This is a genomic window from Hymenobacter aerilatus, from assembly GCF_022921095.1.
GTDB classification, from domain to species: domain Bacteria; phylum Bacteroidota; class Bacteroidia; order Cytophagales; family Hymenobacteraceae; genus Hymenobacter; species Hymenobacter aerilatus.
Genome location: NZ_CP095053.1, coordinates 360,514 through 386,242, shown reverse-complemented (window position 1 = coordinate 386,242; position 25,729 = coordinate 360,514). Strand labels below are relative to the sequence as shown.

At 55.4% G+C, this 25,729-nt stretch carries 24 protein-coding genes; 17 read left to right on the top strand and 7 right to left on the bottom strand.

The features are described 5' to 3' along the window. Nucleotides 1–117 precede the first annotated feature (117 nt). Nucleotides 118–1,023, top strand: a complete 906-nt coding sequence (locus MUN82_RS01600) for a manganese catalase family protein (RefSeq protein WP_245094300.1) — start codon at nt 118–120, stop codon at nt 1,021–1,023. Between the two features lie 98 nt (nt 1,024–1,121). Further along, nucleotides 1,122–1,898, top strand: a complete 777-nt coding sequence (locus tag MUN82_RS01595) for a peptidylprolyl isomerase (RefSeq protein ID WP_245094298.1) — start codon at nt 1,122–1,124, stop codon at nt 1,896–1,898. Between the two features lie 150 nt (nt 1,899–2,048). On the opposite strand, the gene MUN82_RS01590 is transcribed toward MUN82_RS01595, so the two are convergent. After that, nucleotides 2,049–4,166 carry a M13 family metallopeptidase gene (locus MUN82_RS01590; RefSeq protein WP_245094295.1) on the bottom strand — a complete coding sequence of 706 codons (2,118 nt, stop codon included), beginning with the start codon at nt 4,164–4,166 and terminating at the stop codon, nt 2,049–2,051. Nucleotides 4,167–4,435: 269 nt separating this feature from the next. Then, the gene (locus MUN82_RS01585) at nt 4,436–6,562 is read right to left on the bottom strand and encodes a M13 family metallopeptidase (RefSeq protein WP_245094293.1); all 2,127 of its coding nucleotides are present in this window, start codon (nt 6,560–6,562) and stop codon (nt 4,436–4,438) included. A 169-nt stretch (nt 6,563–6,731) separates the two neighbouring features. Between MUN82_RS01585 and xseA the strand changes: the two genes are divergently transcribed. From xseA to MUN82_RS01555, 6 genes are all read left to right on the top strand, one after another. Next, entirely contained in the window at nt 6,732–8,267 is a 1,536-nt protein-coding gene (gene xseA, locus MUN82_RS01580; protein WP_245094291.1) for an exodeoxyribonuclease VII large subunit, read from the top strand. A gap of 66 nt (nt 8,268–8,333) precedes the next feature. Next, nucleotides 8,334–8,552, top strand: coding sequence for an exodeoxyribonuclease VII small subunit (gene xseB, locus MUN82_RS01575; protein ID WP_187319121.1), 219 nt, complete (start codon nt 8,334–8,336; stop codon nt 8,550–8,552). 110 nt (nt 8,553–8,662) lie between these two features. Then, entirely contained in the window at nt 8,663–9,067 is a 405-nt protein-coding gene (locus tag MUN82_RS01570; protein WP_245094288.1) for a hypothetical protein, read from the top strand. 9 nt (nt 9,068–9,076) lie between these two features. Beyond that, a complete protein-coding gene (locus tag MUN82_RS01565; RefSeq protein ID WP_245094286.1) occupies nt 9,077–9,802 on the top strand; it encodes a hypothetical protein in 726 nt (241 codons plus the stop codon). A gap of 93 nt (nt 9,803–9,895) precedes the next feature. After that, complete coding sequence (locus tag MUN82_RS01560; RefSeq protein WP_245094284.1) at nt 9,896–10,741, top strand: sensor histidine kinase; 846 nt, start codon at nt 9,896–9,898, stop codon at nt 10,739–10,741. After that, nucleotides 10,704–11,117, top strand: coding sequence for a response regulator (locus MUN82_RS01555; RefSeq protein ID WP_245094281.1), 414 nt, complete (start codon nt 10,704–10,706; stop codon nt 11,115–11,117). Before MUN82_RS01560 ends, MUN82_RS01555 begins: the two co-directional genes overlap by 38 nt. A 166-nt stretch (nt 11,118–11,283) precedes the next feature. On the opposite strand, the gene MUN82_RS01550 is transcribed toward MUN82_RS01555, so the two are convergent. Continuing rightward, nucleotides 11,284–12,516 carry a 3-phosphoshikimate 1-carboxyvinyltransferase gene (locus MUN82_RS01550; protein WP_245094278.1) on the bottom strand — a complete coding sequence of 411 codons (1,233 nt, stop codon included), beginning with the start codon at nt 12,514–12,516 and terminating at the stop codon, nt 11,284–11,286. A 111-nt stretch (nt 12,517–12,627) separates the two neighbouring features. Further along, nucleotides 12,628–13,668, bottom strand: coding sequence for a 3-dehydroquinate synthase (aroB, locus tag MUN82_RS01545; protein WP_245094275.1), 1,041 nt, complete (start codon nt 13,666–13,668; stop codon nt 12,628–12,630). A 141-nt stretch (nt 13,669–13,809) separates the two neighbouring features. Between aroB and MUN82_RS01540 the strand changes: the two genes are divergently transcribed. The 7 genes from MUN82_RS01540 (at nt 13,810) to lysS (ending at nt 22,440) form a co-directional block, all read left to right on the top strand. Beyond that, nucleotides 13,810–14,262 (top strand): hypothetical protein, encoded by a 453-nt coding sequence (locus tag MUN82_RS01540; protein WP_245094273.1) that lies wholly within the window; start codon nt 13,810–13,812, stop codon nt 14,260–14,262. Between the two features lie 127 nt (nt 14,263–14,389). Then, entirely contained in the window at nt 14,390–15,589 is a 1,200-nt protein-coding gene (locus MUN82_RS01535; protein WP_245094270.1) for a proline dehydrogenase family protein, read from the top strand. Nucleotides 15,590–15,677: 88 nt separating this feature from the next. Beyond that, nucleotides 15,678–16,046: a hypothetical protein gene (locus tag MUN82_RS01530; protein ID WP_245094267.1), complete on the top strand. Its 369-nt coding sequence runs from the start codon at nt 15,678–15,680 to the stop codon at nt 16,044–16,046. 185 nt (nt 16,047–16,231) lie between these two features. Continuing rightward, nucleotides 16,232–17,041, top strand: a complete 810-nt coding sequence (locus MUN82_RS22340) for a hypothetical protein (RefSeq protein ID WP_311136417.1) — start codon at nt 16,232–16,234, stop codon at nt 17,039–17,041. Between the two features lie 286 nt (nt 17,042–17,327). Continuing rightward, complete coding sequence (locus MUN82_RS01520) at nt 17,328–19,478, top strand: carboxy terminal-processing peptidase (protein ID WP_245094264.1); 2,151 nt, start codon at nt 17,328–17,330, stop codon at nt 19,476–19,478. 242 nt (nt 19,479–19,720) lie between these two features. Continuing rightward, entirely contained in the window at nt 19,721–20,749 is a 1,029-nt protein-coding gene (locus MUN82_RS01515; protein WP_245094261.1) for a hypothetical protein, read from the top strand. A 134-nt stretch (nt 20,750–20,883) separates the two neighbouring features. Then, on the top strand, nt 20,884–22,440 hold the full coding sequence (gene lysS, locus MUN82_RS01510; RefSeq protein ID WP_245094258.1) for a lysine--tRNA ligase: 1,557 nt from the start codon (nt 20,884–20,886) through the stop codon (nt 22,438–22,440). A 400-nt stretch (nt 22,441–22,840) separates the two neighbouring features. Here lysS and MUN82_RS01505 read toward each other — a convergent pair whose 3' ends face one another. Together MUN82_RS01505 and MUN82_RS22335 are read right to left on the bottom strand one after the other, a co-directional pair. Further along, complete coding sequence (locus MUN82_RS01505; RefSeq protein WP_245094255.1) at nt 22,841–23,539, bottom strand: YtxH domain-containing protein; 699 nt, start codon at nt 23,537–23,539, stop codon at nt 22,841–22,843. 135 nt (nt 23,540–23,674) lie between these two features. Further along, nucleotides 23,675–24,109 carry a YtxH domain-containing protein gene (locus tag MUN82_RS22335; RefSeq protein WP_311136416.1) on the bottom strand — a complete coding sequence of 145 codons (435 nt, stop codon included), beginning with the start codon at nt 24,107–24,109 and terminating at the stop codon, nt 23,675–23,677. A gap of 243 nt (nt 24,110–24,352) precedes the next feature. Between MUN82_RS22335 and MUN82_RS01490 the strand changes: the two genes are divergently transcribed. Further along, nucleotides 24,353–24,598 (top strand): Kazal-type serine protease inhibitor domain-containing protein, encoded by a 246-nt coding sequence (locus tag MUN82_RS01490; RefSeq protein WP_245094253.1) that lies wholly within the window; start codon nt 24,353–24,355, stop codon nt 24,596–24,598. A 20-nt stretch (nt 24,599–24,618) separates the two neighbouring features. Continuing rightward, the gene (locus tag MUN82_RS01485) at nt 24,619–24,990 is read left to right on the top strand and encodes a cupin domain-containing protein (protein WP_245094250.1); all 372 of its coding nucleotides are present in this window, start codon (nt 24,619–24,621) and stop codon (nt 24,988–24,990) included. A gap of 43 nt (nt 24,991–25,033) precedes the next feature. Here MUN82_RS01485 and MUN82_RS01480 read toward each other — a convergent pair whose 3' ends face one another. Then, nucleotides 25,034–25,711 carry a GAF domain-containing protein gene (locus tag MUN82_RS01480; protein WP_245094248.1) on the bottom strand — a complete coding sequence of 226 codons (678 nt, stop codon included), beginning with the start codon at nt 25,709–25,711 and terminating at the stop codon, nt 25,034–25,036. Nucleotides 25,712–25,729: the final 18 nt, after the last annotated feature.

The window sequence follows — 25,729 nt, the reverse complement described above, 5'->3', positions numbered from 1 at the left end:
GATCGTCAATATTTTACACATAACCATTGCCTACTAGCAGCGTAAGAAGGTAATACAAGTCCCGGGCAGCCACTGCGGCGTCCGGGACTTTTACTTCCACCACTTACCTTCTTCTGTATGATTCTGCGTTATGACCGTTTGGCAGTGGAGCTGCCCAAGCCTAAAAATCCGTCGCCCAACGACGCAGCTGCTATTCAGGAGCTGCTGGGGGGTAAGTACGGGGAAATGTCGACGTTAATGAACTATACGTTCCAGTCGTTTAATTTCCGGGGGCGCAACCGCCTACGCCCCTTTTATGACCTCACATGCAGTATTGCCGCAGAAGAGTACAGCCACATTGAGGCTGTTTCGTATGCCATCAACTTGTTGCTGACGGGTACTACGCCGCGTGGCAAAGACCCAGTACCCGCACCGCTGGAGGGAGTAGTAGACGCCCGCAACAGCTACCACTTTCTGAGCAGTGCCCAGGCCGCCCTACCCATCGACTCGATGGGGAATCCGTGGACTGGCCAAAACGTACACGCCAGCGGCAACCTGAAGCTGGATTTGCTGCACAATTTCTTTCTGGAGTGCGGCGCGCGCGCCAATAAGATGCGCGTGTACGAAATGGTGTCTGATCCAACTGCCCGTACAATGGTAGGCTACTTGTTGGTTCGGGGCGGTTTGCACGTGGTAGCGTATGCTAAAGCCCTAGAGCACCTCACGGGTGTGGAAGTTACCAAGCTGGTACCCGTGCCCGATTTGAGCAACGATGCCTTCCCAGAGGCTAAGAAATTGCAGGACGAGCAGAAACTCCACCTAAAGCTCTATACTTTCAGCCCCGATGACTACAAGCAGGCCGGTATCATTTGGAATGGCACCCACCCCGAGGACGGTCAGCCACTGGAAGTGATACAGGGTGGTTTTGAGGGTGTCCCCTACCCTGTGCTGGAAGAGGAGCCACAACTGAACTCGCCCGGCGCCGACGATTACGACCCGCAGATGTTTGCGGATATTGCAAAGAAGCTCGGCATCAAGCTGTAGCCAGCATTTATTTGGATGCGCCGGATTCCGGCTATTTTTGGGCTGCTACCCTGGCTGTAGGGTAGCAGCCCTTTTTGCTGACCCTCTGGCCCTACCCTATGTTTCTTTCCAATCTACTAGGCACCTATACCCGGCCCTTGTCTGTGTGTGCAGCGCTTCTGCTGGCATTGAGTACCGCCTGCAACCAAAGTCCGCCGGAAACCGCCGCTACTACCCAGCAACCTACTACACCGCCGCCTGTGCCCGGCCCCAACCTCACGGCCCTGGCCGATAGCAATGTGGTGGAGTTGCTCACGCCCTACCTCCGAGAGCATCCTGGCTCGGAAGTGCTGCTGCACACCCGCCTGGGTACCATGCGCCTACGCCTCTACGATGATACGCCCATTCATAAGGCCAATTTCCTGCTGCTGATTCGTAAGGGCGTGTTCAATGAGACGTTATTCCAGCGGGTAGAGAAAGGGCTGGTGATTCAGGGTGGGCGCTCTACTAACCGCACCATCGCCATTAACCGCTACCGCCTACCGCCCGAAATTCGGCCCGAGCACTTCCACAAAAAAGGCGCCCTGGCCATGGCCCGCTACGACGACGACCAAAACCCTGGTCAACTGTCGTCGGGCATTGATTTTTATATTGTGCAAGGCAAGAAGTTAGCGCCCAACCAGTCGCAAGCCGTGGCAGGCCGTAAGCTCACGCCTGCCCAAGTGCAGACCTACGCCACTGAGGGTGGCCTACCCTCTCTGGATGGCCGCTACACGGTGTTCGGCGAGGTAGTGGAAGGCCTAGACGTGCTAGACAAAATTGCCGACGAGCCGATTGACGCCTACAAATGGCCGAAAAAAGACGTGAATATGAAGATGGAAGTGGTAGGCGGTTAAGCAATAAAAAAGTAAAAGGCTAGCAACTAGCTCCCCTCCTTAAAAAAGGAGGGGAGCTAGTTGCTAGCCTTTCTAATTGTAACCTTCTAATTCACAAAAAAAGCCCTGACGCTTCTGCATCAGGGCTTTTCGTTTCAGGCAATAGTCTGCTTACCAGATACGGGCACGCACGTTTTCAGCGCGTACCATTTTCGCATCTTCTTTGCAGCCGAAAGCCTCATAGAATTGCGGCATATTTTGTAGCGGCCCCTCGGTGCGGAACTGGGCCGGTGAGTGCGGGTCCGTCAGCACCTGCTGACGCAAGGCCTCGGGGCGCGAGTTGGTGCGCCAGATCTGGGCCCAGGCCAAGAAGAAGCGCTGCTCAGGCGTGTAGCCGTCGTAGTTGGGTACGTTTTTGCCGGCAATGGCTTTTTTCAGAGCCGTGTAGGCAATGTTTAAGCCACCGATATCGGCTAGGTTTTCGCCCATCGTCAGCTTGCCGTTCACAAATACAGAGTCCAACGGCGAGAAGGCCGAGTACTGCTTGTCCACGAGGTCGGCGCGCTGGGTGAACTTGGCAGCGTCTTCCTTGGTCCACCAGTCTTTGAGGTTACCCTCAGCGTCGTACTGACGGCCCTGGTCATCGAAGCCGTGGGTCATTTCGTGGCCAATCACAGCGCCCATGCCGCCGTAGTTCACCGCGTCATCAGCCTTAGGGTCGAAGAATGGGGGCTGCATGATACCGGCCGGAAACACGATTTCGTTCATCGGCGGGTTGTAGTAGGCATTCACCGTGGGTGGCGTCATGCCCCACTCGTTGCGGTCAATCGGCTTGCCGTAATGGCCTACGTTGTCCTTGTAAGCCCATTTACGGGAGGCCAGCACGTTTTGCAAGTACGACTCGCGCGAGATGGTGAGAGCCGAATAATCCTTCCACTTGTCGGGGTAGCCGATTTTCACGGTGAAGGCGTTCAGCTTCTTCAGGGCCTGCTCCTTGGTGGTAGCGCTCATCCAATCCAGATTCTGGATGTGCTCGGCGAAGGCGGCACGCAGGTTCTCTACCATCTGCTTGGCCTTGGCTTTGGCTTCAGGCGAGAAGGCCTTGTCTACGTACAGCTGGCCGAAGGCTTCGCCCAGGGCACCGTCGGTGGCGCGCAACATGCGCTTCCAGCGAGGCTGCTGCTGCTTGGCACCGCTCAGCACTTTGGAGAAGGCAAACGACTCATCGCCAAACGCCTTGGGTAGGGCCGAGGTCAGCGAGGTGGTCAGGTGCCAGCGCATGTAGGTTTTCAGCTCAGCCAGCGGGGTCGATTTCAGCAGGGCGTTTTCAGCCTTGAAGAAATCAGGCTGACCTACAATCACCTCTTGGGCAGCGCCAAGGCCATTTTGCTTGAGGGCGCCGGCCACGTTTAGGTTGGGGTACTGCTTCTGCACCTCCGCCAGCGTCATCTTGTTGTAGTTGGCGTAGGGGTCGCGCAGGGCCACGCGGGTGCGGCTGGCCTGGGCCAGTTTAGTTTCGAAAGCCAACACCGTTTGGGCATTCTTCGCGGCTACAGCCGGCGAATCGCCCAACAGTTTGAAGGTGTTGGTGAGGTAGTTTACGTAGGCCATGCGGATGCTCTTAGAGCGGGCATCGTCCTTGAGGTAGTAGTCGCGGTCGGGTAGGGAAAGGCCGCCTTGGTACAGGCTCACGGCATACTGCGAGCTAATTTTGTCGTCCTGCCCTACCCCGCTGTAGTAGAACGCACCGGTGCCGATGGTCTGCTGACGGGCAATCTCAGCCTGCAATCCTTTCAGATCCTTCACAGCGGCAATCTTAGCCAGCTCGGGTTGCAGGTATTTCAAGCCCGCCTTCTCAATGGCCACGGTATCCATAGCAGAGGCGTAGTAGTCGCCTACCTTCTGGGCGTTGCTACCCTTGGCAGCCGTGGTGTTAGCCGCGGCTTCGTCTAGAATCTGCCGCATTACCGCGTTGTTCTTGTCAGCCAGCTCGTTGAAAGAGCCCCAGCGCGACTCAGCGGCCGGAATCGGGTTATTTTTCAACCAGCTGCCTGAAGCAAACTGAAAGAAGTTGTCGCACGGATTAGCCGATTTGTCGATATTCGCCACGTTCAGGCCGGTACCTTTGGGCGCCTCGGCTTGGGTGGTAGCCGTAGCGGAGGTAGCCGTTGCCGTAGAGGTAGCAGCCGTATCGGAGGCCGTGGTAGTTGATTTCGACGAGCTACAGCCCGCCAGCGTCAGCCCAGCCGCGGCCACTACAGCCAGCGTCAGGCTATTTCGGTTCTTCATTGGTGGTAGAAAAAGGAGAAAAAATGGGAATTGGAGAAGCAAGATACGGAGGAAATCCTGTGCTCCTACCTAATAGGTGTTTTGTACTATCTAGTGCCTGTAACATAAAAAAGGCAGCCTGTAGGCTGCCTTTTTATTTCTAAAGATTGTTATGCTGAGCTTATTGAAGCGTTTCTACTGCTTCCCTGTAATCGCTAAAAATTACTCACATAGAGATGCTTCGACAGGATTAGCATGACGGTTTCACGAAACAGTAGTTAACGTTCCGCTTACCAGATTTTGGCCCGCACGTTTTCGGCGCGTACCATTTTGGCGTCCTGCTTGCAGCCGAAAGCCTCGTAGAACTCCGGCATGTTTTGCAGCGGCCCAATGGTCCGGAACATGCCCGGCGAGTGAGGGTCCGTCAGTACCTGCTGGCGCAGGGCCTCGGGGCGCGAGTTGGAACGCCAGATTTGGGCCCAGGCCAGGAAGAAGCGTTGCTCGGGCGAGAAGCCGTCGTACTGCGGGCGGGGGTTATTGCCGTATTTCTTGTCGAGTTGCTTTTGTAGGGCGGTATAGGCCAGGTTCAGCCCGCCCAGGTCGGCTAGGTTTTCGCCCATCGTCAGCTTGCCGTTCACGTACACCGAATCGAGCGGTGAGAAGGCCGAATACTGGTTACCGACCAAGGTAGCACGCTGGGTAAACTTCTCGGCGTCTTCTTTGGTCCACCAGTCGCGCAGGTTGCCGGCCGCGTCAAATTGGCGACCTTGGTCGTCGAAGCCGTGGGTCATTTCGTGACCAATCACCGCGCCCATACCGCCGTAGTTCACCGCGTCATCGGCCTTGGGGTCAAAGAACGGGGGCTGCATGATGCCGGCCGGAAACACGATTTCGTTCATCGACGGGCTATAGTAGGCATTCACCGTGGGCGGGGTCATGCCCCATTCGGTGCGGTCAATCGGCTTGCCGTACTTTTCCACGTTGCGGGCGTAGTTCCACTTGCGGGCGGCTAGCACGTTTTGCAAGTACGATTCGCGCGAGATGTTCAGGGTGGAGTAGTCCTTCCACTTGTCGGGGTAGCCGATTTTCACCGTGAAAGCGTTCAGCTTCTTCAAGGCTTCGGCCTTGGTAGGTGCGCTCATCCAGGTGTTTTGCTGAATATGCTCGGCAAACGACGCTTTTAGGTTATTTACCATCTCCAGGGCCTTGGCCTTGGCTTCGGGCGAGAAGGCTTTGTCGACGTAGAGTTGGCCGAAGGCCTCGCCCAGCGTGCCATCGGTGGCGGCCCCCATGCGCTTCCAGCGAGGCTGCTGCTGCTTGGCGCCGCTGAGCACCTGCGTGTAGCGGAAAGCTTCGTCGCCGTAGGCCTTGGGTAGGGCCGCCGTCAGCGACGACACCAGCTGCCAGCGCAGGTAGGTTTTCATATCAGCCAGCGGCGTAGTCTTCATCAGCCCATTCACCTCCTCGAAGAAGGCCGGCTGGCCCACAATCACCTCTTGCGCCGTACCCAGACCGTTTTGCTTCAGCAAGGTGGGTAGGGCGATGTTGGGATATTTCTGGTTGAACTCCGCCAACGGCATCTTATTGTAGTTGGCGTACGGGTCGCGCAGCTCTACGCGGCTCTTGCTGGCTTTGGCGAGCTTGGTTTCCAGCGCCAGCACCGTCTGGGCATTTTTGGCGGCGGTAGCTTCGCTGTCGCCCAGCAGCTTAAAGGTGTTGGTGAGGTAGGCGACGTAGGCGTTGCGCACCGTTTTGGAACGGGCGTCGTCCTTGAGGTAGTAGTCGCGGTCGGGCATGCTCAGGCCGCCCTGGTTCAAGTTCACGGCATACACCGAGCTGTTTTTGCGGTCTTGCCCTACCCCAGCCCGGAACAAGGGTCCGGTGCCCAGCGTCTGCTGGCGGGCAATTTCTAGTTGCAGGCTTTTCTGGTCCTTCACGGACGCAATCTTGTTCAGCTCGGGCTGCAAGTACTTCAGACCGGCCTTATCAATGGCTACCGAGTCCATACCCGAAGCGTAGAAGTCGCCTACCTTCTGGGCATTGCTACCCTTGGCAGCCGTGGTGTTAGCCGCAGCCTCCTCCAGAATCTGGCGGGTGGTAGCGTTGTTCTTATTAGCCAGTTCGTTGAAGGAGCCCCAGCGCGACTCGGCGGCCGGAATTGGATTGTTTTTCACCCAGTTGCCCGAGGCAAACTCGTAGAAATCGTCGCAGGGGTTGGCTGATTTGTCGAGGTTGGCAATGTCGATGCCGACACCCTTGGGCGCGTCGGCAGCAGCCGTCATGGCCGTGGCGGTGTTGGCCGTAGTCGTGTCGGCGGTAGCGGTAGTAGCTGTGGTGGTTTTGGAAGAGTTGCAGCCTGCCGAAAGCAGGCCCGCCGCCGCCAGGGCCGCCAGCGTCAGAGTATTACGGTTCTTCATGTGCAAGAGAACAGGTTTTGTGGTGTTGAAAAGCAACGTAGTCTTCACCTCGTTTCATTAAAAACAAGGTGGAGCATTGCCCAAAATACAAGTTATTCTGCATAAGACACTACCCCGCGGGAAGCGTTGCATTGCGTCTAGCGCCGCCCAAATTGCGTATCTTGCACGAATGCCACCGCTCTATAATCGTCGTCCCGACTCTGGTTTGCCCGCTTCTCCCGGCCGGCCGCTGGTAGCGCTGCCCTTGGGCGAGCTGCTCACGCGCGTGCGCCAGACCCTGAGCGAGCGGTTTGCGGAATCCTACTGGGTGGTGGCCGAAATTGCCGACCTTACCCTCCCCCGCTACGACGGTGCCCATTGTTACCTTGTGCTCACCGACCAGCACACCACCGGCCGCGGCGCCGAGCTAAAAGCACAGGCCCGCGCCACCATCTGGAGTCAGCGCTACCAGCAGCTGGCCCCGGTTTTTGCGGAGCAAACCGGTCAGGAGTTGCAGATTGGCCTGAAGGTGATGCTGCGCGTGCAGGTGAAGTTTCATGAGCAGTATGGCCTTTCGCTGGACGTGGTAGCCCTCGACCCCAGCTACACCGTGGGCGACTTGGCCCGCCAGCGCCGCGAAACCATCCGCAAGCTAGCCGAGCAGGATTTGCTGGAGCGCCAGCAGCGCCTACCCCTACCCCTGGCCCCGCAGCGGCTGGCCGTTATTTCGTCGCCCACGGCTGCGGGCTTGCAGGACTTTATGCAGCAACTGCGCGAGGCACCGTATGCCTTTGAAGTGACGCTGTTTGCCGCTTCCATGCAGGGCCAGGAGGCGCCCGCCAGTATCCGGGCGGCGCTAGATGCTGTGCGGCCGCAGCGCCAGCAGTTCGATGTGGTGGTCATTATCCGCGGGGGTGGTTCCAAAACCGATTTGCTGGCCTTCGATGATTTTGGGTTGGCGGCAGCCGTCGGTAGCTTCCCCTTACCTGTGCTCACCGGCATCGGGCACGAGCGCGACGAAGCCGTACTAGACCTCACGGCCCACCTCAGCCTGAAAACACCCACGGCCACAGCTGTTTTCCTGATTGAGCGCCTGGCCCGATTGGATGCAGTGCTGAGTGGCTACGCCGGGCGTATCCGGGAGCTGGCCCAGGACCACGTGCGCGAACAGCAACGGCAGCTGCGGCGCCACGCCCTTACCATTCGCGACGCAGCCCAGCAGCAGCTTCGTCAGCACCATACCGCTTTGCAACAGCGCACACGGCAGGCCGCTACCGTTGCCCGCACCGAGTTGCGCCAGCAGCACCGCACATTGGCCCGCGTGCGCCAGCGCCTACCCCGCGCCACGGCCCGCGCCCTGGCCCACCAGCAGCTACGACTCCGGCTGTTGGGCTACCGCCTCGCTCGGCGCTTCCGGCGACTTCACCGCCGCCGCTGCGAGCAACTGGTGCACCACCGCTACCACGTGCAGCTAGCTGCCGAGCGGCTCCTACACCGCGCCGAGCTGCGCTTAGCTCGGGCAACGGTTTACCGCGTAGCCGCTGCTGGCGTGGAGGAAACCGCCACCGTTACCCCATCCCACACGGTGGAGCTGCTGCGGCCCTCAGGGGCGCCCTTGCTGCCTGAGGAACTGAGCGCCGGCGCCGCTGTGTTATTGCGCCTACCCTCGGCCGAGTGGTACGCCCGCCTCACTGCCCCCCGCCCGACCCAACAACCGGAGAAGTAAGCCGCGCTTTACCATCATCTGCACCCTGCTTTTCATTCTTAGATTATTACTTCTTAATTCCTTAAAGTGTCTGACCAGACCTACCGCCAGGCTATCGAAGAGCTAGAAACCATCCTGCGCACGCTGGAAACCGACAGCGTAGACGTAGACGACCTCACCACCCAGGTGCAACGCTCGGCCGAGCTGATTCGGCTGTGCAAACAGAAGCTGCGCGGCATCGAATCAACTATCGATCAGGTGTTTGAGAACCTGGACGAGGAAGACGAAGAGCCAGACGAAGATTAACTCATCTGGCTTGGTCGCGTTGCTCACTGTTCAGCTTCTTGGTAAGCATAGGAAGCCTTGTATATTTGACAACGCTTTCTGCTCTTGCACACCTGATCTGTCGTTTTCGCATGTCTAACTCTTCCTCTCCCTACAGCCCCTCAGTGGGCAGCCCTATTCCGCTGGATACCGCTGCCAAATGGACCAAAAAGTATCAGCAAGAACACCCCGAGTTTGACGAAGACGGCGTAGCACAAGAGCCTACCTACGCCACTTTCTTCGGCCGCAAAGCCATCAAAAAGCTCATGAAGCGCTGGGGTAAACGCTGCGTTGGCATCCGCATCTACCAAGGCATCGACGATACTGATCCTACCACTACCAACCGTAACCGTATGGTGCTGGTAGCCGTCGATAAGCACGGCAACGACCTACTGGACGTAAGCGAGTGCGAAGATGGCTCTGTAGATGACCCGGTATTGGATAATGGAACTATCTGCCCAGATCATTGCTCGGACGATAGTCCGCTAGTTCATTAGACCGCTACCATGCCTTGGTGGGATACGCTGTTATACGCAATGGCTTTGGGGGCTGAAGCTTTTGCCTTAGTACCCTTCGCTACAGCTCTGCCCCGACTGCGTCATATACCACACACCTTCCGACCTGTCTTTCATTATACAATTGGTCTATTAGCTATTTGGTATACAGGACGTTACGGACGTCTATACTTACACAATAATATTTTTTGTTTTCATCTTACTTCAATCTTAGAAATAAGCTTTTTATCACAAGTCTACTATCGTCTTATTCCGAAACCCACCTTTCGACGGATCTTACAGGTAGGCTATATTTTATTCCTATGCATTGCATTCGGTGATGCCGTTTTCTGGCATGGGTTTATGAAAGGAGTGAATATATACGCCCGTACTTTCGGCAATTTGATGGTACTTACTTATGCCTTATATTATATTCTACTTCTGACTGAGGAACACGTACCCGTTATCGAGAAACGGCCCGACTTTTTATTTTCCATCAGCGTCATTGTCTTTTATTCAGTACCACTCATAGTAGCTATCATCAATTCGTATTTAGAGCAATACAAAGCTTTCGACTTTATATTCCTCAATATGATTCCGTTCATCCTCTCAGCAGGAGTAGCGGCTATGTTCCAGGCACTGATGTTTGCTCGGTTCCCGCTGGATCGGCCGCCCCGGCAGGCGCTGCCTGAATGGCTGCGCTGGCGCCGTCGGTCGCGTCCTATTCCGGCAAACTAGCTCAGTTTTACCAGCGTGCTAGCGGGCCGAGAAAATATATATCTTCGTAGCTAGTACGACCCGCCGGGCGTATAGTCGCTTACTTGTGGTGCTATGCCCGAATCGTTACTCCCGCTGGTTCTGATTACGCCGTTGCTGATGCTGCTCTCGGGCGGCATCATCGTCTTTGTCATTCGCTACCAGCGGCGGCTGTTTCGGCAACAGGAGCAATTGCGCGCTGTGGAGGACACCGCCCAGCAGCAGGCCTTAGAAGCGGCCCTGCTGGCCCAAGAAGAAGAGCGCCGCCGCATTGCTGGCGAGCTGCACGACGGGGTAGGCACCACCCTGGCCATCGTGAAGATGCACCTCAACGCCCTCTCCCGCCCCGACCTCACGCGCGACGCTACCGATTTGCTGGATCAGGTGATTGGCGAGGTGCGGCGCATTTCGCGCAACCTGCTGCCCGCTACCCTGCAAAAGTTTGGCCTGCCCTTCGCCCTCGAAGCCTTGGCCCGCACTGTGCCCGCCGACGGCCCTACCCGCGTGGTGATTACCCAGCACGGGCAGCCCCGCCGCCTTTCGGCCCAACAGGAGCTGATTATCTACCGCGTGGTGCAGGAGCTACTCGGCAATGGCCTGCGCCACGCCCAGGCCGCCAACATCGACATCACCGTCAACTTCGGCCCCGATTCGCTTTCCATCCAGTACATCGACAACGGCGTGGGTTTCGACCCAGCGCTGGTAGAGGCTCAGCCGGCCGTGGGCGCTCGTATAGGTTTGGGGTTCACTAACCTACGCAGTCGGGTGGCCGTACTACGTGGTATGTTGCAACATGAATCGGCACCGGGCATGGGCAGCAGGGTTTGGATTTCCCTACCCCTTGAGTATCTTGCTTCCGATCCTGTTATTCCTGTCACCACCTATGAGCAACACCCCTATTCGCCTGGCGGTGGTCGATGATCATATTCTGTTTCGCAAAGGTCTACACGCATTGTTAAGCGGCTTTGCGGGGATGGAGGTGCTGTTTGAAGCCGGTGATGGAGAAGAACTGCTGGAGCATTTCGACCAGGGCCTGGTTCCCGATGTGGTGCTGATGGACCTGCAAATGCCCAACCTCGACGGCCTCCAGACCACTCGTCTGCTGCGCGCCCAGTATCCGCACGTGCGCGTCATCATCATCTCGATGCACGACGAGCCAGAGCTAATTGAAAGTCTGCGCGCCGAGGGCGCCCACGGCTACCTCCTCAAAAACGCTGACCCCGAGCAAGTGCAAAGCGCCATCCGCACAGTGATGCGCAACGGCAGTGAGGCTTGGTCGCGGGTGCTATACAACTAGCCCACCCTGGGATAGATTAGCAATTATTATTTGACCGTCCTGCTGAGCGGAGCCGAAGCATCTCGCGTGCTGATGTGAGTTACTATTTTTCATCGGCACGCGAGATGCTTCGGCTCCGCTCAACAGGACGGTTTACATTTCAACGACAAGACGCAAGTATGCGTCTCTACTTCACCTCGAACCCAGCTTTTTGCAGCTCGTTCCAGAATTGAGGGTAGGACTTGCGCACCACCTGCGGCGCTTCTACCGTGAGGGGACCGCGCATAGCCAGCGGCGCAAAAGCCATGGCCATACGGTGGTCGTGGTAGGTAGCCACCGACTGCCCAGCCACCCGGAAATCGGTAGCCGACACCCGGAAACGGCCTTCACCCAAGTCGGTCAGAGCACCACCAAACTTGGCCATCTCGGTTTGCAGCGCGGCAATGCGGTCGGTTTCCTTGATGCGCAGGCTTTCCAGGCCGGTCATGTCGAAGGGCACGTCCAGAGCGGCGGCTACTACAGCCACGGTTTGGGCCAGATCGGGACAATCGGTGAAGTCCTGAATGGCGGCCGTGGACGGCGTAATTTGCGTGAGGCGCACGCCATCGGCAACGTATTCGGTAGCCACGCCCAGCTGAGCCATAATGCCCACAATAGCTTGGTCGCCCTGCCAGGAGTACTCCCGCAGACCTGGTAGCGTCACCTCAGAGCCCTGCGGCCCCAGCGCTACCATGGCGTACCAGTAGCTTGCCGCCGACCAGTCGCTTTCGATGGTATAGTCGGCGGGGTGGTAGGGCTGGGGGCGCACTTGCAGCACGCTGCCCAGGTCGCGGCAGTCGGCCCCGAAGTGCTGCATCAGCGCCTGCGTCATCCGGATGTAGGGCCGTGAGCCTACCTTGCCCGTCAGGCGCACCAGCAGGCCCTGCGGGAGCGTGGGCGCAATCATTAGCAGTGCCGAGATATACTGGCTGCTAATGTCGCCGCGCACAGCCAGTTCTGGCATTTCTTCTTCGCTCGTAGTAGGCATCTGCCAGCCTTCTAAGCGCAGCGGAGGATAGCCGTCCTGCTTTTCGTAGCTAATGGTGGCTCCCAGTTCGCGCAGAGCATCTACCAGCACCTTAATAGGGCGCTCTTGCATCCGAGCAGTGCCCGTGAGCAGGCCGTGGCTATTGGTGGCGGCAAGGTAGGCGGTTAGAAAGCGCATCACTGTGCCGGCATCTTCCGCGTCGAATTCTGTAGCCGCGGGGTTGGCTAGCAGGCGCTGCATTAGCTGCGTGTCGTTGGCATCGGATAGGTTGTCGAGTTGGCCACCGCCCGCCAGCGCCCGAATGATGAGGGCGCGGTTGCTTTCGCTTTTAGAAGCCGGCAGCTGTGCCGTGCCGCTCAAAGGCTGATTAGACCAAGTAAGGGTAGTAGACAAAAGAAAGGGTACATTAGGTGTGAAAGATCGGGTACTGTATGCTGTAAGCCTGTGCGCCGACCGTTTTTGGAAATGCCATTGCTTAAGCAAAACCGGCGCGACTATTACTTGCTATATCTTTTGGTAGTAACGCAGCGAATCGGCTACATCCTGCACCGTAATAGGCTGATCGTATACGGCGCGGCCAATGGCCTCTAGCAGCGTGCAGTTGATGGTAGTACCGGCGTTTTTCTTATCCTGCCGGGCAAAATCGGCAATGGCTTCCGTTTCCAGCGATACGAACGGCACCTTCTCATAAATTGAGAACAAGAACGTTTCAATCTTGTCCAGCTCTTCGGGGCTCAGCAGACCTTTCTGCACCGATAGCCAGCTTTCGCAGATCATGCCCGCGGCCACGGCCTCGCCGTGCAGAATCTCGCGGCTGGGCTGCGTGAGCAGGTAGCTTTCCAGTGCGTGACCCACCGTGTGGCCGAAATTCAGAATTTTGCGCAAGCCACTTTCCAATGGGTCTTGCGCTACAATTGCCTCTTTAGTTTTTACTGATGCCCGAATTATTGGCGTCCAGTCTTCCACAAATAGACCTATGTGGCGGCCAGTGGCAAAGGCGTCGGCATCGGCAATCAGCCAGTGCTTCACAATCTCTGCGTATCCCGATTTGAGCTGCCGCGGGTCCAACGTTTGTAAAAATTGTGGGTCGATGAACACGCCCGCCGGCTCCTGGAACACGCCAATGTGATTTTTGAAGCCTTGGTAGTCCACACCGGTTTTGCCACCCACGCTGGCATCTACCTGTGCCAGCAAGGTAGTGGGCACTTGCATAAACCGGATGCCCCGTTTATATAGGGCTGCGCTGAAGCCACCTAGGTCCGTGATTACCCCGCCACCCAGGTTCACGACCACAGCAAACCGGTCGGCGCGCTCCGTCGTAAGTTCGTTCCACACCAACTCGCAACTACTAAGTGTCTTAAACTCCTCTCCTGCCGGTAGTACCACTACGCTGTGCTTGGCGGGCAGGTAGGGCCGTAGTAAGGGGTAACACAGGCGTTGCGTGTTGTCGTCTGTTACTACTATTACCTGCCCTACGGCAGGGCGTGCCAGCAAAGCAGCCAGTTCAGCCAACGATTCGGAGCCGATGAAAAGAGGAGCTACCACAGCTATTGAATTTTCTGGTAAATTTTTTGCATAAAATCCGCAAGGACTCCGGTAAAAATAGCGTGATTTGCTGCAACCTTTCGTGGCTTTATTGAATCATGTTAGCGTGGGGTTTCTATTACACTATCTAAGTATCTATTTATGAACAAACTATACGCAAAGGGAAGCCTTATACTTCTGTGCGTGGGCGGTTTCCTAACAACAGGCTGCAGTCGGGATTCGGTGGCGGGTGTGGAAGACCAGTTGGTAGGCCGCTGGGAATGGGTGGAAACTACATTGCCTTCCGACTCCTTAAAACTGACGCCTGCCGTAGTAGGACATACCAGTGCCGTAGATTTTGACCGGCGCGGCCGAGCCCGCTTCTACCAGGACAACTCTATGACTGGGGCAGCGCAGTTCTCGCTGCGTCGCCGCAGCCGGCGCAAGCAACTGATTGTGTACCATGGATATCGGGCGCATCAGTACTACACCATTGTTGGCAACCGCCTCTACCTGCGCGATACAGACTCGGAGGGGCGCGGACATATGTTCGCCCGCAAACGGCCGACGCCATCTGTGGCAGGGTATCCCGCTATTTCCTACCCTACCCAATAAGGAAGATACCACCCGGATGTAGTGCCTTCAAGCAGGTGCAACTCTGCCGGAGAAAACAGTGTTAAAAAGGTATCTTCGCCCTGCGAAAATGGCTTTTTCGCTGCCTTATTCCCGATTTGCTTCTTGTATGCCTGCTCCTGCTACCCAAGCTCCGCCCGTCTCATTTGAGGATACTGCTGTTGCCTTCGCCGCCAAGTCGGACGCGGACCTGCGCAAAACCTACGCCCTGTTTGCGGCCATGAACAGCCCAGCCACTGTGAAGGCAGGCGGCTCCCTTATGAAAACCGCCTTACGGTGGCACATTCCTGGCGTCAAATTCTTGGTAAAGCACAGTATTTTTTCGCAGTTCTGCGGGGGCGAAACTATTGAGGAATGCAAACCGGTGATTGAGGAGCTGGGCCGCTATAACATTGGCACTATTCTCGACTATTCTGTGGAAGGCGAGGGCAATGACCGGAGTTTCGACCGCACCCGCGACGAGCTACTGGCAACTATAGAGCTGGCCCATCGCTCTAAGCACATTCCGTTTTCAGTTTTTAAAGTAACGGGAGTAGCCGACAGTGCCGTGCTCGAAAAGAAGCAGGCTGGCAAGCCCCTCACGCCTGCCGAGCAAGCTAGTTACGAGCGCGCCCACGCCCGCATCGATGCCATTTGCGGCTTGGCGCATCGCCACGGAGTACGAGTATTTATTGATGCAGAGGAAAGCTGGTTTCAAGACACCATCGACGCGCTAACGTATGAGATGATGGCCAAATACAACCGTGAGTCGGCTATTGTCTGGAATACTTACCAACTCTACCGCCACGACCGACTGGAAGCCCTGCAACAGGCGCACGACACCGCCAAGGCCGAAGGTTACTACCTCGGCGGCAAGCTGGTGCGTGGTGCCTATATGGAAAAGGAGAGCCGTATTGCCGCCCAGCGCGGCTACACCAACCCCATCAACACTACCAAAGCCGCTACCGACCAGCTCTACGACGATGCCCTGCGCTACTGCGTTGACCACCTGGACCGTATCAGCCTGTGTGCGGGTACCCACAATGAAGCTAGCTCCCTCCTACTCACAAAGCTGATGCAAGCCCGCCGAATTGCACCTGCCGACCCCCGCGTATGGTTTGCCCAGCTATACGGTATGAGCGACAACCTTACCTACAATCTAGCGCACGCGGGCTACAATACGGCCAAGTACGTGCCCTATGGCCCAGTAGCCGCTGTGATGCCCTACCTCCTGCGCCGCGCCGACGAAAACACGGCTATTGCCGGGCAGAGCAGCCGCGAGTTTTTATTGATTCAGAAGGAGATAGCACGGCGGCGGATGTCGGTTTGATATGCCACCGGGAACGGCATAGTTTTAGCTCCCCTTGTCGTTGTGCCCCTACCACCCGGGGTATTTGTTCCACCCCTGTTTTTCCCACATGATTAATCGCGTCCGTACGCATCTTATTCGCTTTGCCCGTCAGCAAGTTGGTACTACCAGCTTTTTGAATCTCATTCAAGAAGCAGAACTAGGACTGAACCTGGATATCTCCCACGAAAAGTCGCGTTTGGTTGAAATTCTAGCCGAAATATCCGAATCGGAATTTCACGCCAAACGTCCGCTACTGAGCTGCTTAGTGAAGATTAAAGGTGCTAAAGGCCAAGGCGATAATTTCTTTAAGATGTGTGAGCGGTTGGGTATGGGTGAGTGGCGACAGCTGAAGCAAGACCCTGAATTTGTGAACTCACTACGGAATGAATGCCGTGATTTTTGGCAAAACGACGAGAATTATCATCAGTTCCTATAGGCAATAGCCCGCTTCCAGATACAATTAAACAAGGTAAGAGTGCAAAATAAGGGCAACTACAGCGCCCATTGCAACCCTGTAGTACTGCCCTCGTTAAAACAGGTGTATTTCAAGATTCAGGCATGCAGTGCATGCACTGGTCTGAGATACACCTTTTTACTTATCACCTCTAAGACTCTTTCCTAATGAACACGAACGACCGCAACAACCCGCAAAATATGGGCACCGGTGCCGGTGCTAACTATGGTACTACTAACACTGGCACAGGGGTAGGCAACAGCTCCAGCACGAGCAATGAAGGCACCAGCTATAATGCTGGCACAGGCGCTAGCCCTGCTATTGACGGCGACGACTACAGCGCTACTGCTAAAGGTGCGGCAGTAGCTGGTTCGGTTGGTGCTGCAGTAGGCCGCGGTATTGATGGCATTCAAAATACGGCCGACGAGGCTGCACACGCTGTAACTGGCGAGCCTTATCGTTCGGGCAGCATGATAACCTCTACTTTCCGTGACCGGAGCAGCGCTGAAAATGCTTATAACTCATTGTCTTCGCGTGGTTACAGCAAGGACGACGTTAACCTGTTGATGTCGGACGAAACGCGCAAAACGCACTTCGGCGAAGACACCCCTGCGACTGATTTAGGCGACAAAGCTATGGAAGGCGCTGGTGTAGGCTCGGCTATTGGTGGTACTGCTGGTGCCGTGATTGGTGCTATTGCTGCCATTGGTACTTCAGTAGCTCTACCCGGCTTGGGCTTGGTAATTGCTGGTCCTATTGCCGCTGCGCTGGCTGGTGCTGGTGCTGGTGGCTTGACGGGTGGCCTAGTAGGCGCGCTGGTAGGCTCGGGTATTCCTGAGGAGCACGCTGCTGAATATGAGCAGGACGTAAAAGACGGCGGCATCGTAATGGGTGTAAAACCCCGCAACGAAGAAGATGCTCGCTACTTTGAAGAGGAATTCCGTCGCAATCAAGGCGACCGTATCTATAAGTACTAGAAACACGTTCTACCTGCTTAGGTAGATATACTACAGAAGCCTTTCCTGATTCAGGAAAGGCTTCTTTGTGTTTCGGGCTGAATTTTTGTACTGTCTTTTTATTGTTCAGCAAGTAGCGGTTGCTCAACTGCGAAGCAGTCTCTTCTACCTGCAATCACTGCTAAACATAAGGCACTTATTTGCCTGCTTTGGGCGTTCTAAGGCTGAACCACGCAATTTGTACGCACGTACGTAGATAGAGTGTGTTTTCCCTATATTTGGTTTTCCTCCATTTTATTTTTTTCTCATGTCTTCCCCACGACTCAAAATAGGCCTGTACGCCTCGTTGGTGATGGCCATCTTTGTGCTGGCTTCTTATAAGCTGTACCAGCGCAACGATGCTACTGCGCCCCAAAAAGACGATGTGCTGATCAAAGTAATGCTAAGCGGGCTCAATATCGCGCATTACCAGCCCGAAAAGATAGACGATACTTTCTCGAAGCGCGTGTTTGATCTGTATCTCAAGCGTATTGACGTCAACAAGAAGTTTCTGTTGAAGTCAGATGTGGCGCAGCTCAGCAAGTATCAATCAGACATCGACGACCAGGTGAAACGTGGGTCGCACGAGTTTCTGGATATGAGCACGCAGTTGATGGATCAGCGGGTGAAGGATATTCAGGCCCTGTACCGCGACATCCTGACCAAGCCATTTGACTTTACTGTGGAGGAAAAGATGGAAACCGATCCGGAAAAGATGGTTTTTCCGGCTGATAAGGCCGCCCAGCGTGAGGACTGGCGCAAGTTTCTGAAATACCGCACTCTGGTGCAGATGTCGGAGATAATAGATGAGCAAGCCAAGCGCACTGGCAAAGGCAACTTAGCTGCTTCTACTGCCAACAGTGCTACCCTCACAACCAACGAGCCCAACCGCACGCCTGAGCAAATGGAGGCCGAAGCTCGCAAACGTGTGCTGAAGTACTACGACGACCAGTTCCGCGACCTGCTGCAAACTGATGCTAACGACCGCCTGGCGATGTATGCCAACGTGGTAGCTAATACCTACGACCCCCACACCGAATACTTCGCTCCCCGCGACAAAGACAACTTCGATCAGGCCATGACAGGTCGTTTTGAAGGCATTGGTGCCTCTTTACAAGAGAAAGACGGCCAGATTAAAGTGGCTGATATCATTCCGGGTAGTGCTTCCTATCGTCAGGGCGAGCTGAAAGCCGGCGATATCATTACACGGGTAGGCCAGGGCGCTGAAGTGCCAGTGTCTGTAGAAGGCATGCGCCTGGATAAGGCTATTGTGCTCATCAAAGGCAAGAAAGGCACGGAGGTACGCCTCACGGTGAAGAAATCTGATGGTAGCACGAAGATTATCCCGATTATCCGCGACGTGGTTATCATTGAAGACACCTACGCCCAATCGGCTACCATCAACGAAAATGGGAAGAAGTACGGCTACATCAAGCTGCCTTCTTTCTATGCCGATTTCAACGACAACGGTGGCCGCAGCTCAGCTGGTGATGTAAAGAAAGAGCTGGAGAAATTACAGAAAGAAAATATCCAGGGCTTAGTACTTGACTTGCGCTTCAACGGCGGTGGCTCACTAACTGATGCTGTAGAAATGGCTGGTCTGTTTATCGATAGCGGTCCGGTAGTGCAGGTGCGTAGCCGCCAGGGTGCTGCTACCGTCCTCAACGACCGTGACCCTCGCGTGCAGTACACGGGCCCACTAGTGGTACTAGTGAACAAGTTCAGCGCTTCGGCCTCCGAAATTCTAGCCGCGGCCATCCAAGACTACAAGCGGGGCATTGTGATGGGCTCGACTAGCACGTATGGCAAAGGCACTGTACAGCGCATCTTCGATCTGGACGATGCCCTACCCGCTGAGTTCAATAGCATTAAGCCTTTCGGTTCGCTGAAGCTGACAACGCAGAAGTTCTACCGCATCAACGGTGGCTCTACGCAGTTCAAAGGGGTGATGTCGGACATTGTGCTGCCTGACCCGTATAGCTACCTCGACCAAGGCGAGAAAGAATCGGAGTACCCTTTGAAATGGGACGAAATTGCGCCTGCTCGCTACAAAACCTGGGCCGATGCGCCAAACGTAGCCAAGCTAACCGCGGCCAGCCAGAAACGCGTAGCTACCGACCCGCGATTCAAGCTGATGAGCGAGATGGTGCAGCGTATGGTACAGCGCAAGAACGACACCAGCGTGTCGCTGAAGCTGACGACGTACAAAGCCGAGCAGGACAAGGCCAAAATTGAATCGGATAAGTTTGAAGCTGCGCAGAAAGCGGCGGCTACCATCAATATCAGTGCGTTGGCTACCGACATTCAAGCTCAGGGTAGCGATACGATAAAGGTGAATCGTGCCGTTCGTTTTGTGAAGCCATTGCGTAAGGACATGACCTTGCGTGAGGCCGTACTAGTTATCCAGGACGAAGCCTAAACGATTTTCGTCTGAGAAAAAAGCCCCGGTACCCTTGTGGTGCCGGGGCTTTTTTGTTTCCAAGTACTATGACCAATACTATTAGCAAATATCCTTGAGAATACTTAAATATTTACAAGATATTATTTATTCGTATTAACCTTAAAATCAAACATTTACAACCAATAATATATTACGAATATTTTTAGTAAATATGCAACTAATAAGCGACCATTACCTGTTTACTTAGCATGACGACGACAATGGAAACCCCGATCATTCCGCTCGTAACGGACGAGCAGAAACAAGCTGAGGAAACGTGGCGAAAATCCATTCCGGCCCAGGTGTTCCTCAACTACTTCTTCGCCCTGAATTACCATATCCAGGAAGGTGATGATGCGCTGGGTGGCTTGCAGCATCTTCCCTACTTCCGTGCCCATGAGGCCGAGCTGACGGATGCAGATGTGCAGAACATTACGCGTCTGTTGCATGCGTGCTGGAGCACTGAGTACGCTTTGCGCGCTACTGCCGAGCTAGGCGACGAGGACTACTTGCGCAATGCTCTGCACTGGACTTTCCCGCAGGCCTATCACACTATCTTAGCTGGTTTGCAGGCGTTCCTGTATACCACGGGTGTGCGCAGCAACAACCCCTCGCTTATTCGGCGGGAGGTAGGACGCTTGGTAGTGCGTAATGCTTACCCACGGCCGGTATCATTCTACGCTGCTGGCAGCTACGGCGACTTTAGCATCCACCGCCTACCCTTGGCGGGCTATAAGGCAGGGCTGCACATTGCCGGCAAGGAGATTGAGGCACAGGCCCAGATTGGTCAGTTTTTGCGCACCACGCGCAAGATGAAAGCGCAGTGGACGCGCCAGCAGGTGCAGAACAATCCCAACACGGCCATCCGTAGCCAAAAGACTGGCAAGCCGTTGGATAAGTGGACGGCTGCGCACTGGCAGCAGATTACTTGGCGCCTAGGCTACACTACCATTTTTGATCTGTTGGGTCGCTTGCAGATCTCCCAGACCAGCCGCGAGATTGAGCGCTACGTAGAGGCCGACATCGACTTCAAACTGTTCCACGAGTCGCTGCTGCATGTGGTGAGCTACCTCAATGGCATTCACGAAACTTATGTAGCCAAGGCTATAGGTCTGGAACGCTACCAGCAGCTTATAGCCGATCTGCCTAAGCACTTGCAGCACGGCTTTGTGCAGGAGCGCCTCCGCACACGGGTAGAGCCGCAGCTGACCGGCGAGCAGCATGAGCCGCAACTTGGCGTAGCTGCCTAATCCAACTACTTATAACAGCCCTACTGCATATATACGTAAACGCTGGTCTGCTAGACCAGCGTTTTTTGTTGCGCCATGGTTTACCTTTGCAGCCTGACTTTAGCGGCTGCCGCCGTTTGCCATACCCCTACCCTATGCATCATCTTAGCGAACAGGAGCTGATTCGTCGCCAGAAGCTGGACGAACTACACAAGCTCGGCATCGAGCCGTATCCATCGGAGCTGTTTGACGTGAACTTCTACGCCCAGGAAATTCACGATAACTACCACCCCGAGCTGAACAACTTCCAGGAGGTACGCCTGGCTGGCCGCCTGATGTCGATTCGGGTGAAGGGCAAGGCCTCGTTTGCCGAGTTGCAGGACGCCTCCGGCCGCATTCAGCTCTACGTGAATCGCGACGAAATCTGCCCCGGCGAGGACAAGGAGCTGTACAATACCGTCTTTAAGAAACTGCTTGACCTAGGCGACTTCGTGGGGGTAGAAGGCTACGTGTTCAAAACGATGGTGGGCGAAACCTCAGTACACGTGAAGAACTTCAAGCTGCTGAGCAAAGCCTTGCGCCCTCTACCTGTAGTGAAAGAGCGCGTAGACGAGGCTACCGGCGAAAAAGTAACTTACGACGCCTTTACGGACCCTGAGCAGCGCTACCGCCAGCGCTATGTAGACTTGGTGGTGAACCCGCACGTGCGCGACGCTTTTGTGAAGCGTACGCAACTGGTGCAAGCCATGCGCAACTACCTCAACGACAAAGGCTACCTGGAGGTGGAAACACCCATCCTGCAGCCCTTGTACGGTGGTGCCGCCGCGCGTCCCTTCAAAACGCACCACAACACGCTGGACATGACGCTCTACCTGCGCATTGCCAACGAGCTATACCTGAAACGCCTAATTGTGGGTGGTTTCGATGGGGTGTATGAGTTCTCGAAGGACTTCCGCAATGAGGGCATGTCGCGCTTCCACAACCCCGAGTTCACCCAGATGGAGCTGTACGTAGCGTACAAGGACTACTACTGGATGATGGACCTGGTAGAGGAAATGGTGGAACGCGTGGCGTTGGCTCTGCACGGCAAAACCGAAGTGCAGGTAGGCGAAAACGTTATCAACTTCCAGCGCCCCTGGAAGCGCTTCACGATGGCCGAAGCCATTGAGCATTACACCGGCTTCAGCATTGATGGCAAGAACGAAGAAGAGCTGCGCGCTGCTGCCAAGGACCTGAAAGTAGGGCTGGACCCCAGCATGGGCAAAGCCAAAATCATTGATGAGATTTTTGGAGAGCACGTAGAGCCGAAGCTGATTCAGCCTACCTTCATCACCGATTACCCTGTGGAGATGTCGCCGCTGGCGAAGAAGCACCGCGACAAGCCGGGCTTGGTAGAGCGCTTCGAGGCTATTTGCAATGGCAAAGAAATCTGCAACGCCTTCTCCGAGTTGAATGACCCCATTGACCAGCGTGCCCGCTTTGAGGAACAGCTGGAGTTAGGCAAGCGCGGCGACACTGAAGCCATGGTGCTCGACGAGGACTTCCTCCGGGCCCTAGAGTATGGCATGCCACCCACGGCCGGCCTGGGCATCGGCATCGACCGTCTGAGCATGATTATGACGAACTCTACATCTATCCAAGATGTGCTGTTTTTCCCGCAGATGAAGCCGGAGTACACTAAATCGGAAAATGCTCCGCACCCGGAGGCGTAAGTCGGGTTAGTTGCTAGCGTTGCGTCCTGCACTCTCTGCTAAGTAAAGCCGAAGTATCTTTTACTGTGAGTAATTGATTTACCACCAGTAGAGATGCTTCGGCTTTACTTAGTATCATAGTTCAAACAAGCATACTACAAACGAGGAAAGGCCGCTCGCAGTAATTGCGGGCGGCCTTTCGAATCTAATCGGCTAACCATTCAGAACGGTCTGTTTGCAGAAGCTTGCGATGGACAAGTATGATTTTACGACCTGAATGTTTGACCAGTTCAGGCAGAAGCTCCTACTGTCGGCAATTTTACGACAAACAACTATCCGTTCATCTATTTAAGCCGGTTATATATTCTTTAACGGCTAGCTCAGGGTAGGGTTACAAAACTGATAACTTTTTCGAAAAAAGTTACGCTACGTCACCGTTTGTGTTGGCGTTATGATGCGCTTTGGCTTCTATGGGGTCTACTTTGGGGGTAGGCTGTGGTCCTGCGGGTTTGTTAATTGTAGCCGTCTTTGCGTGGTCTACAATGTGCTTTGCCTCGGCCGTAGCGCTGTTCAGTTCTGTTTCAGCCTGCTCGGCTACGTCTTCACCTTTATCGGCCGCGGATCCGGCCAGGTCCTTTGCTTGGCCAGTTACTTTGTCGGCTACATCTTTCGCTTGGTCAACCAAACCCTTTGCTTGTCCAGTTACAGTATCAGCAGCCGCCTGCGCTTTGTCAGTGGCAGTACCAGCCAGCGCTTGCGCTTTGCTGCTTACCTCGTCGGCTACCTTTTTAGCTTGCTCGGTAGCCTGGTGGGCTAGGTCAGTGGCTTTGCCAGCCAAGCCCTGCGCCTCCGCCGACAGCGAAGCCAAGGCGTCGTTAGCAGCAGTCCGACCCTGCTCTACTAGACCAGCAGCATTGGTCTTGGCTTGGTCGATGCTTTCCTGACCTTTTTGCAGCAGCTTGTTTACGTCTTCGCCAAGCTTGGCGGCCGACTTCTTCAAGTTAGCGCGGGTTTCTTCGCCTGCTTCGGGTGCCAGCAGCAAGCCAGCTACAGCGCCAGCAGTAGCGCCAATGAGCAGGGAGAGGATAATTTTACCGGCGTTGTCTTTATTGTCCTTCATGAGAATAGGGAAAAGAGTGAAAAGGCAGTCTGTCAGCGAATAACGCAACCTAGGTAGCTAGGGTTAACCCAGGGGTAACAAAAAAGACCTGACGTGTTACGTCAGGCCTTTTTTCAGTGGGAAAAGTTGCCAGACCTACAGGTCGTTGAGCAGCTTTACGATTTCTTTTTTGCCTTTGCCCAGTTTCTGCTGCAAGCGGCCTACTAGCTCGTCGCCTTTGCCATCGGCATACTCCAGGTCTTCGTCGGTGAGCTGTGCGTATTGCTGCTTCAGCTTGCCTTTCGCTTCGTCCCAGTTGCCTTTTAGATTCAGGCTGCTGCCTACTTCGCCGATACCCAGATCTTCTAGTTTCTCAACGTAGCCTTTGAACTTAGAATCCAGCTCTTCGCCATATTTCGACAACTGTTCACCTAGCTGACCGCTGTATTTGGTGGCGGCGCTTTTCAGGTTTTCGCGGGTTTCTTTACCTTTTTCGGGTGCAATGAGCAGACCAGTTACGATACCAGCGGCTGCACCAGCAAGAGCAGCGAGAAGGATTTTACCCGTGTTGTCTTCTTCTTGATAGGACATTGTGTTAGGAGAGAAAAGTTGTGTGTAGAATCAGATGAACGATTGGCAACCGCTTACAGGAGCATCAGCGCTAGGCTACACGCCAGCAGGGTAGCAATCTGCCTTTCTATACGAAGGCCGGGAGCCGAGGTTTACGCCAGCCGCCAAAAAATAGGAATACCCGAATATTTCAACGGCTACCTGCTTATTTCGTACTTGCTGCTAGAACCGCGCTTTGCGGCCACGCTATCTGTTTGCTCGTCTATGCTTTCTAAATTCTTTTTTGCCTGCCTGCTGCTGAGCAGCGCTGCCTGCAACCGCGCTACTCCGCCTACCTCGGCTACGGCCTGCATCGATCCGGCTAAAATCCGCAAGGATGCCATGTGCCCCATGAACTATGACCCCGTGTGTGGCTGCGACGGCAAAACGTACTCCAACAGCTGCGCCGCCGACAATGCCGGCGTGACGAGCTACACCCGCGGCGCCTGCGCGGACACTACATCCAAATAACCACCGCCCCTACCCTCCCCATGTCCGAAAAGCGCTACTTCCGCCAGCAGGCTCCCTTCCGGGTGCCCACCACCGATGGCAAGCTCATCGAAGAGCATATTGGCCTGGCCAGCACGCACACGCCGCAGTACAGCGTGGCCCACATGGTGGCCCCACCGCATTGGAGCGAGCCGCATCAAACGCCGGCCTTCGATGAGATTACGCTGATTGTCAGGGGGCGCAAGCGCTTCGAGGTGGATGGCGACGTGCTGGAACTGGGTGCGGGCGAGTCGCTCCTGATACAGGCGGGCGCCCGGGTGCGCTACTCCAATCCGTTTGCGGAGGAGTGCGAGTATTGGTCTATTTGCGTGCCGGCCTTCAGCCCTGATACGGTGAACCGGGAAGCGGAGTAACTGCTGCCAGAAAACGACGTCTATGCACTCGCTGACTAGCGCATCATGTGCGCAATGTCTGGTTTATGTAGTTCAGGTCGCGCTGCAATAGCTCAGCAATTAGATCAATTTGCTCTAGGCGGGTGCCTGTGCTACCAGCCTCCAACTGCACGATGCACTGCGTTAGCTCATCATGGAAAAAAATCCAGGCCGGCGAAGGTTTGGCCTTGCTATGGGGTAGAATAAGCCGCAACTGTAGCAATTGGATGGCTACTGAAGCCAACTTACACAGCCGCTGCTGCTGGTCTTCATCGAAAGCGCGGGCTGCGCGCCCGGCAATGCCTAGCACACCAATGTTGTAGCCCTGCGGTGTTTGCAGCGGGTGCCCAGCGTAGAAACGCAGGTGCAGCATCTCGTTGAGCAGGTCGCTTATGGGAGTAGGTAGCACTGCGGTGCTTAAATCGTGTACGACAGTGGTTCCCTCGTGCAGAATGGTAATAGAGCATAGGCTCTGCGTACGGGGCACCCGCCGGGGCTCCGATAGACCATACAGCGCCTTCATCCACACCGAGTCGGCATCCACAAACGACAGCATGGCAACCGGCGCATTGAACGCTAAGGCAATAAGCTCAATAAATGCATCGAAGACCACATCGGGTAGCGCCAGCAACTCCTGAAAAGGCACCAGCGCCCGTAGCCGAGCCTCATCATCGGCAGGAATCAGATCAGCGGAGGAAAGCATTGCGTATGATATATAATT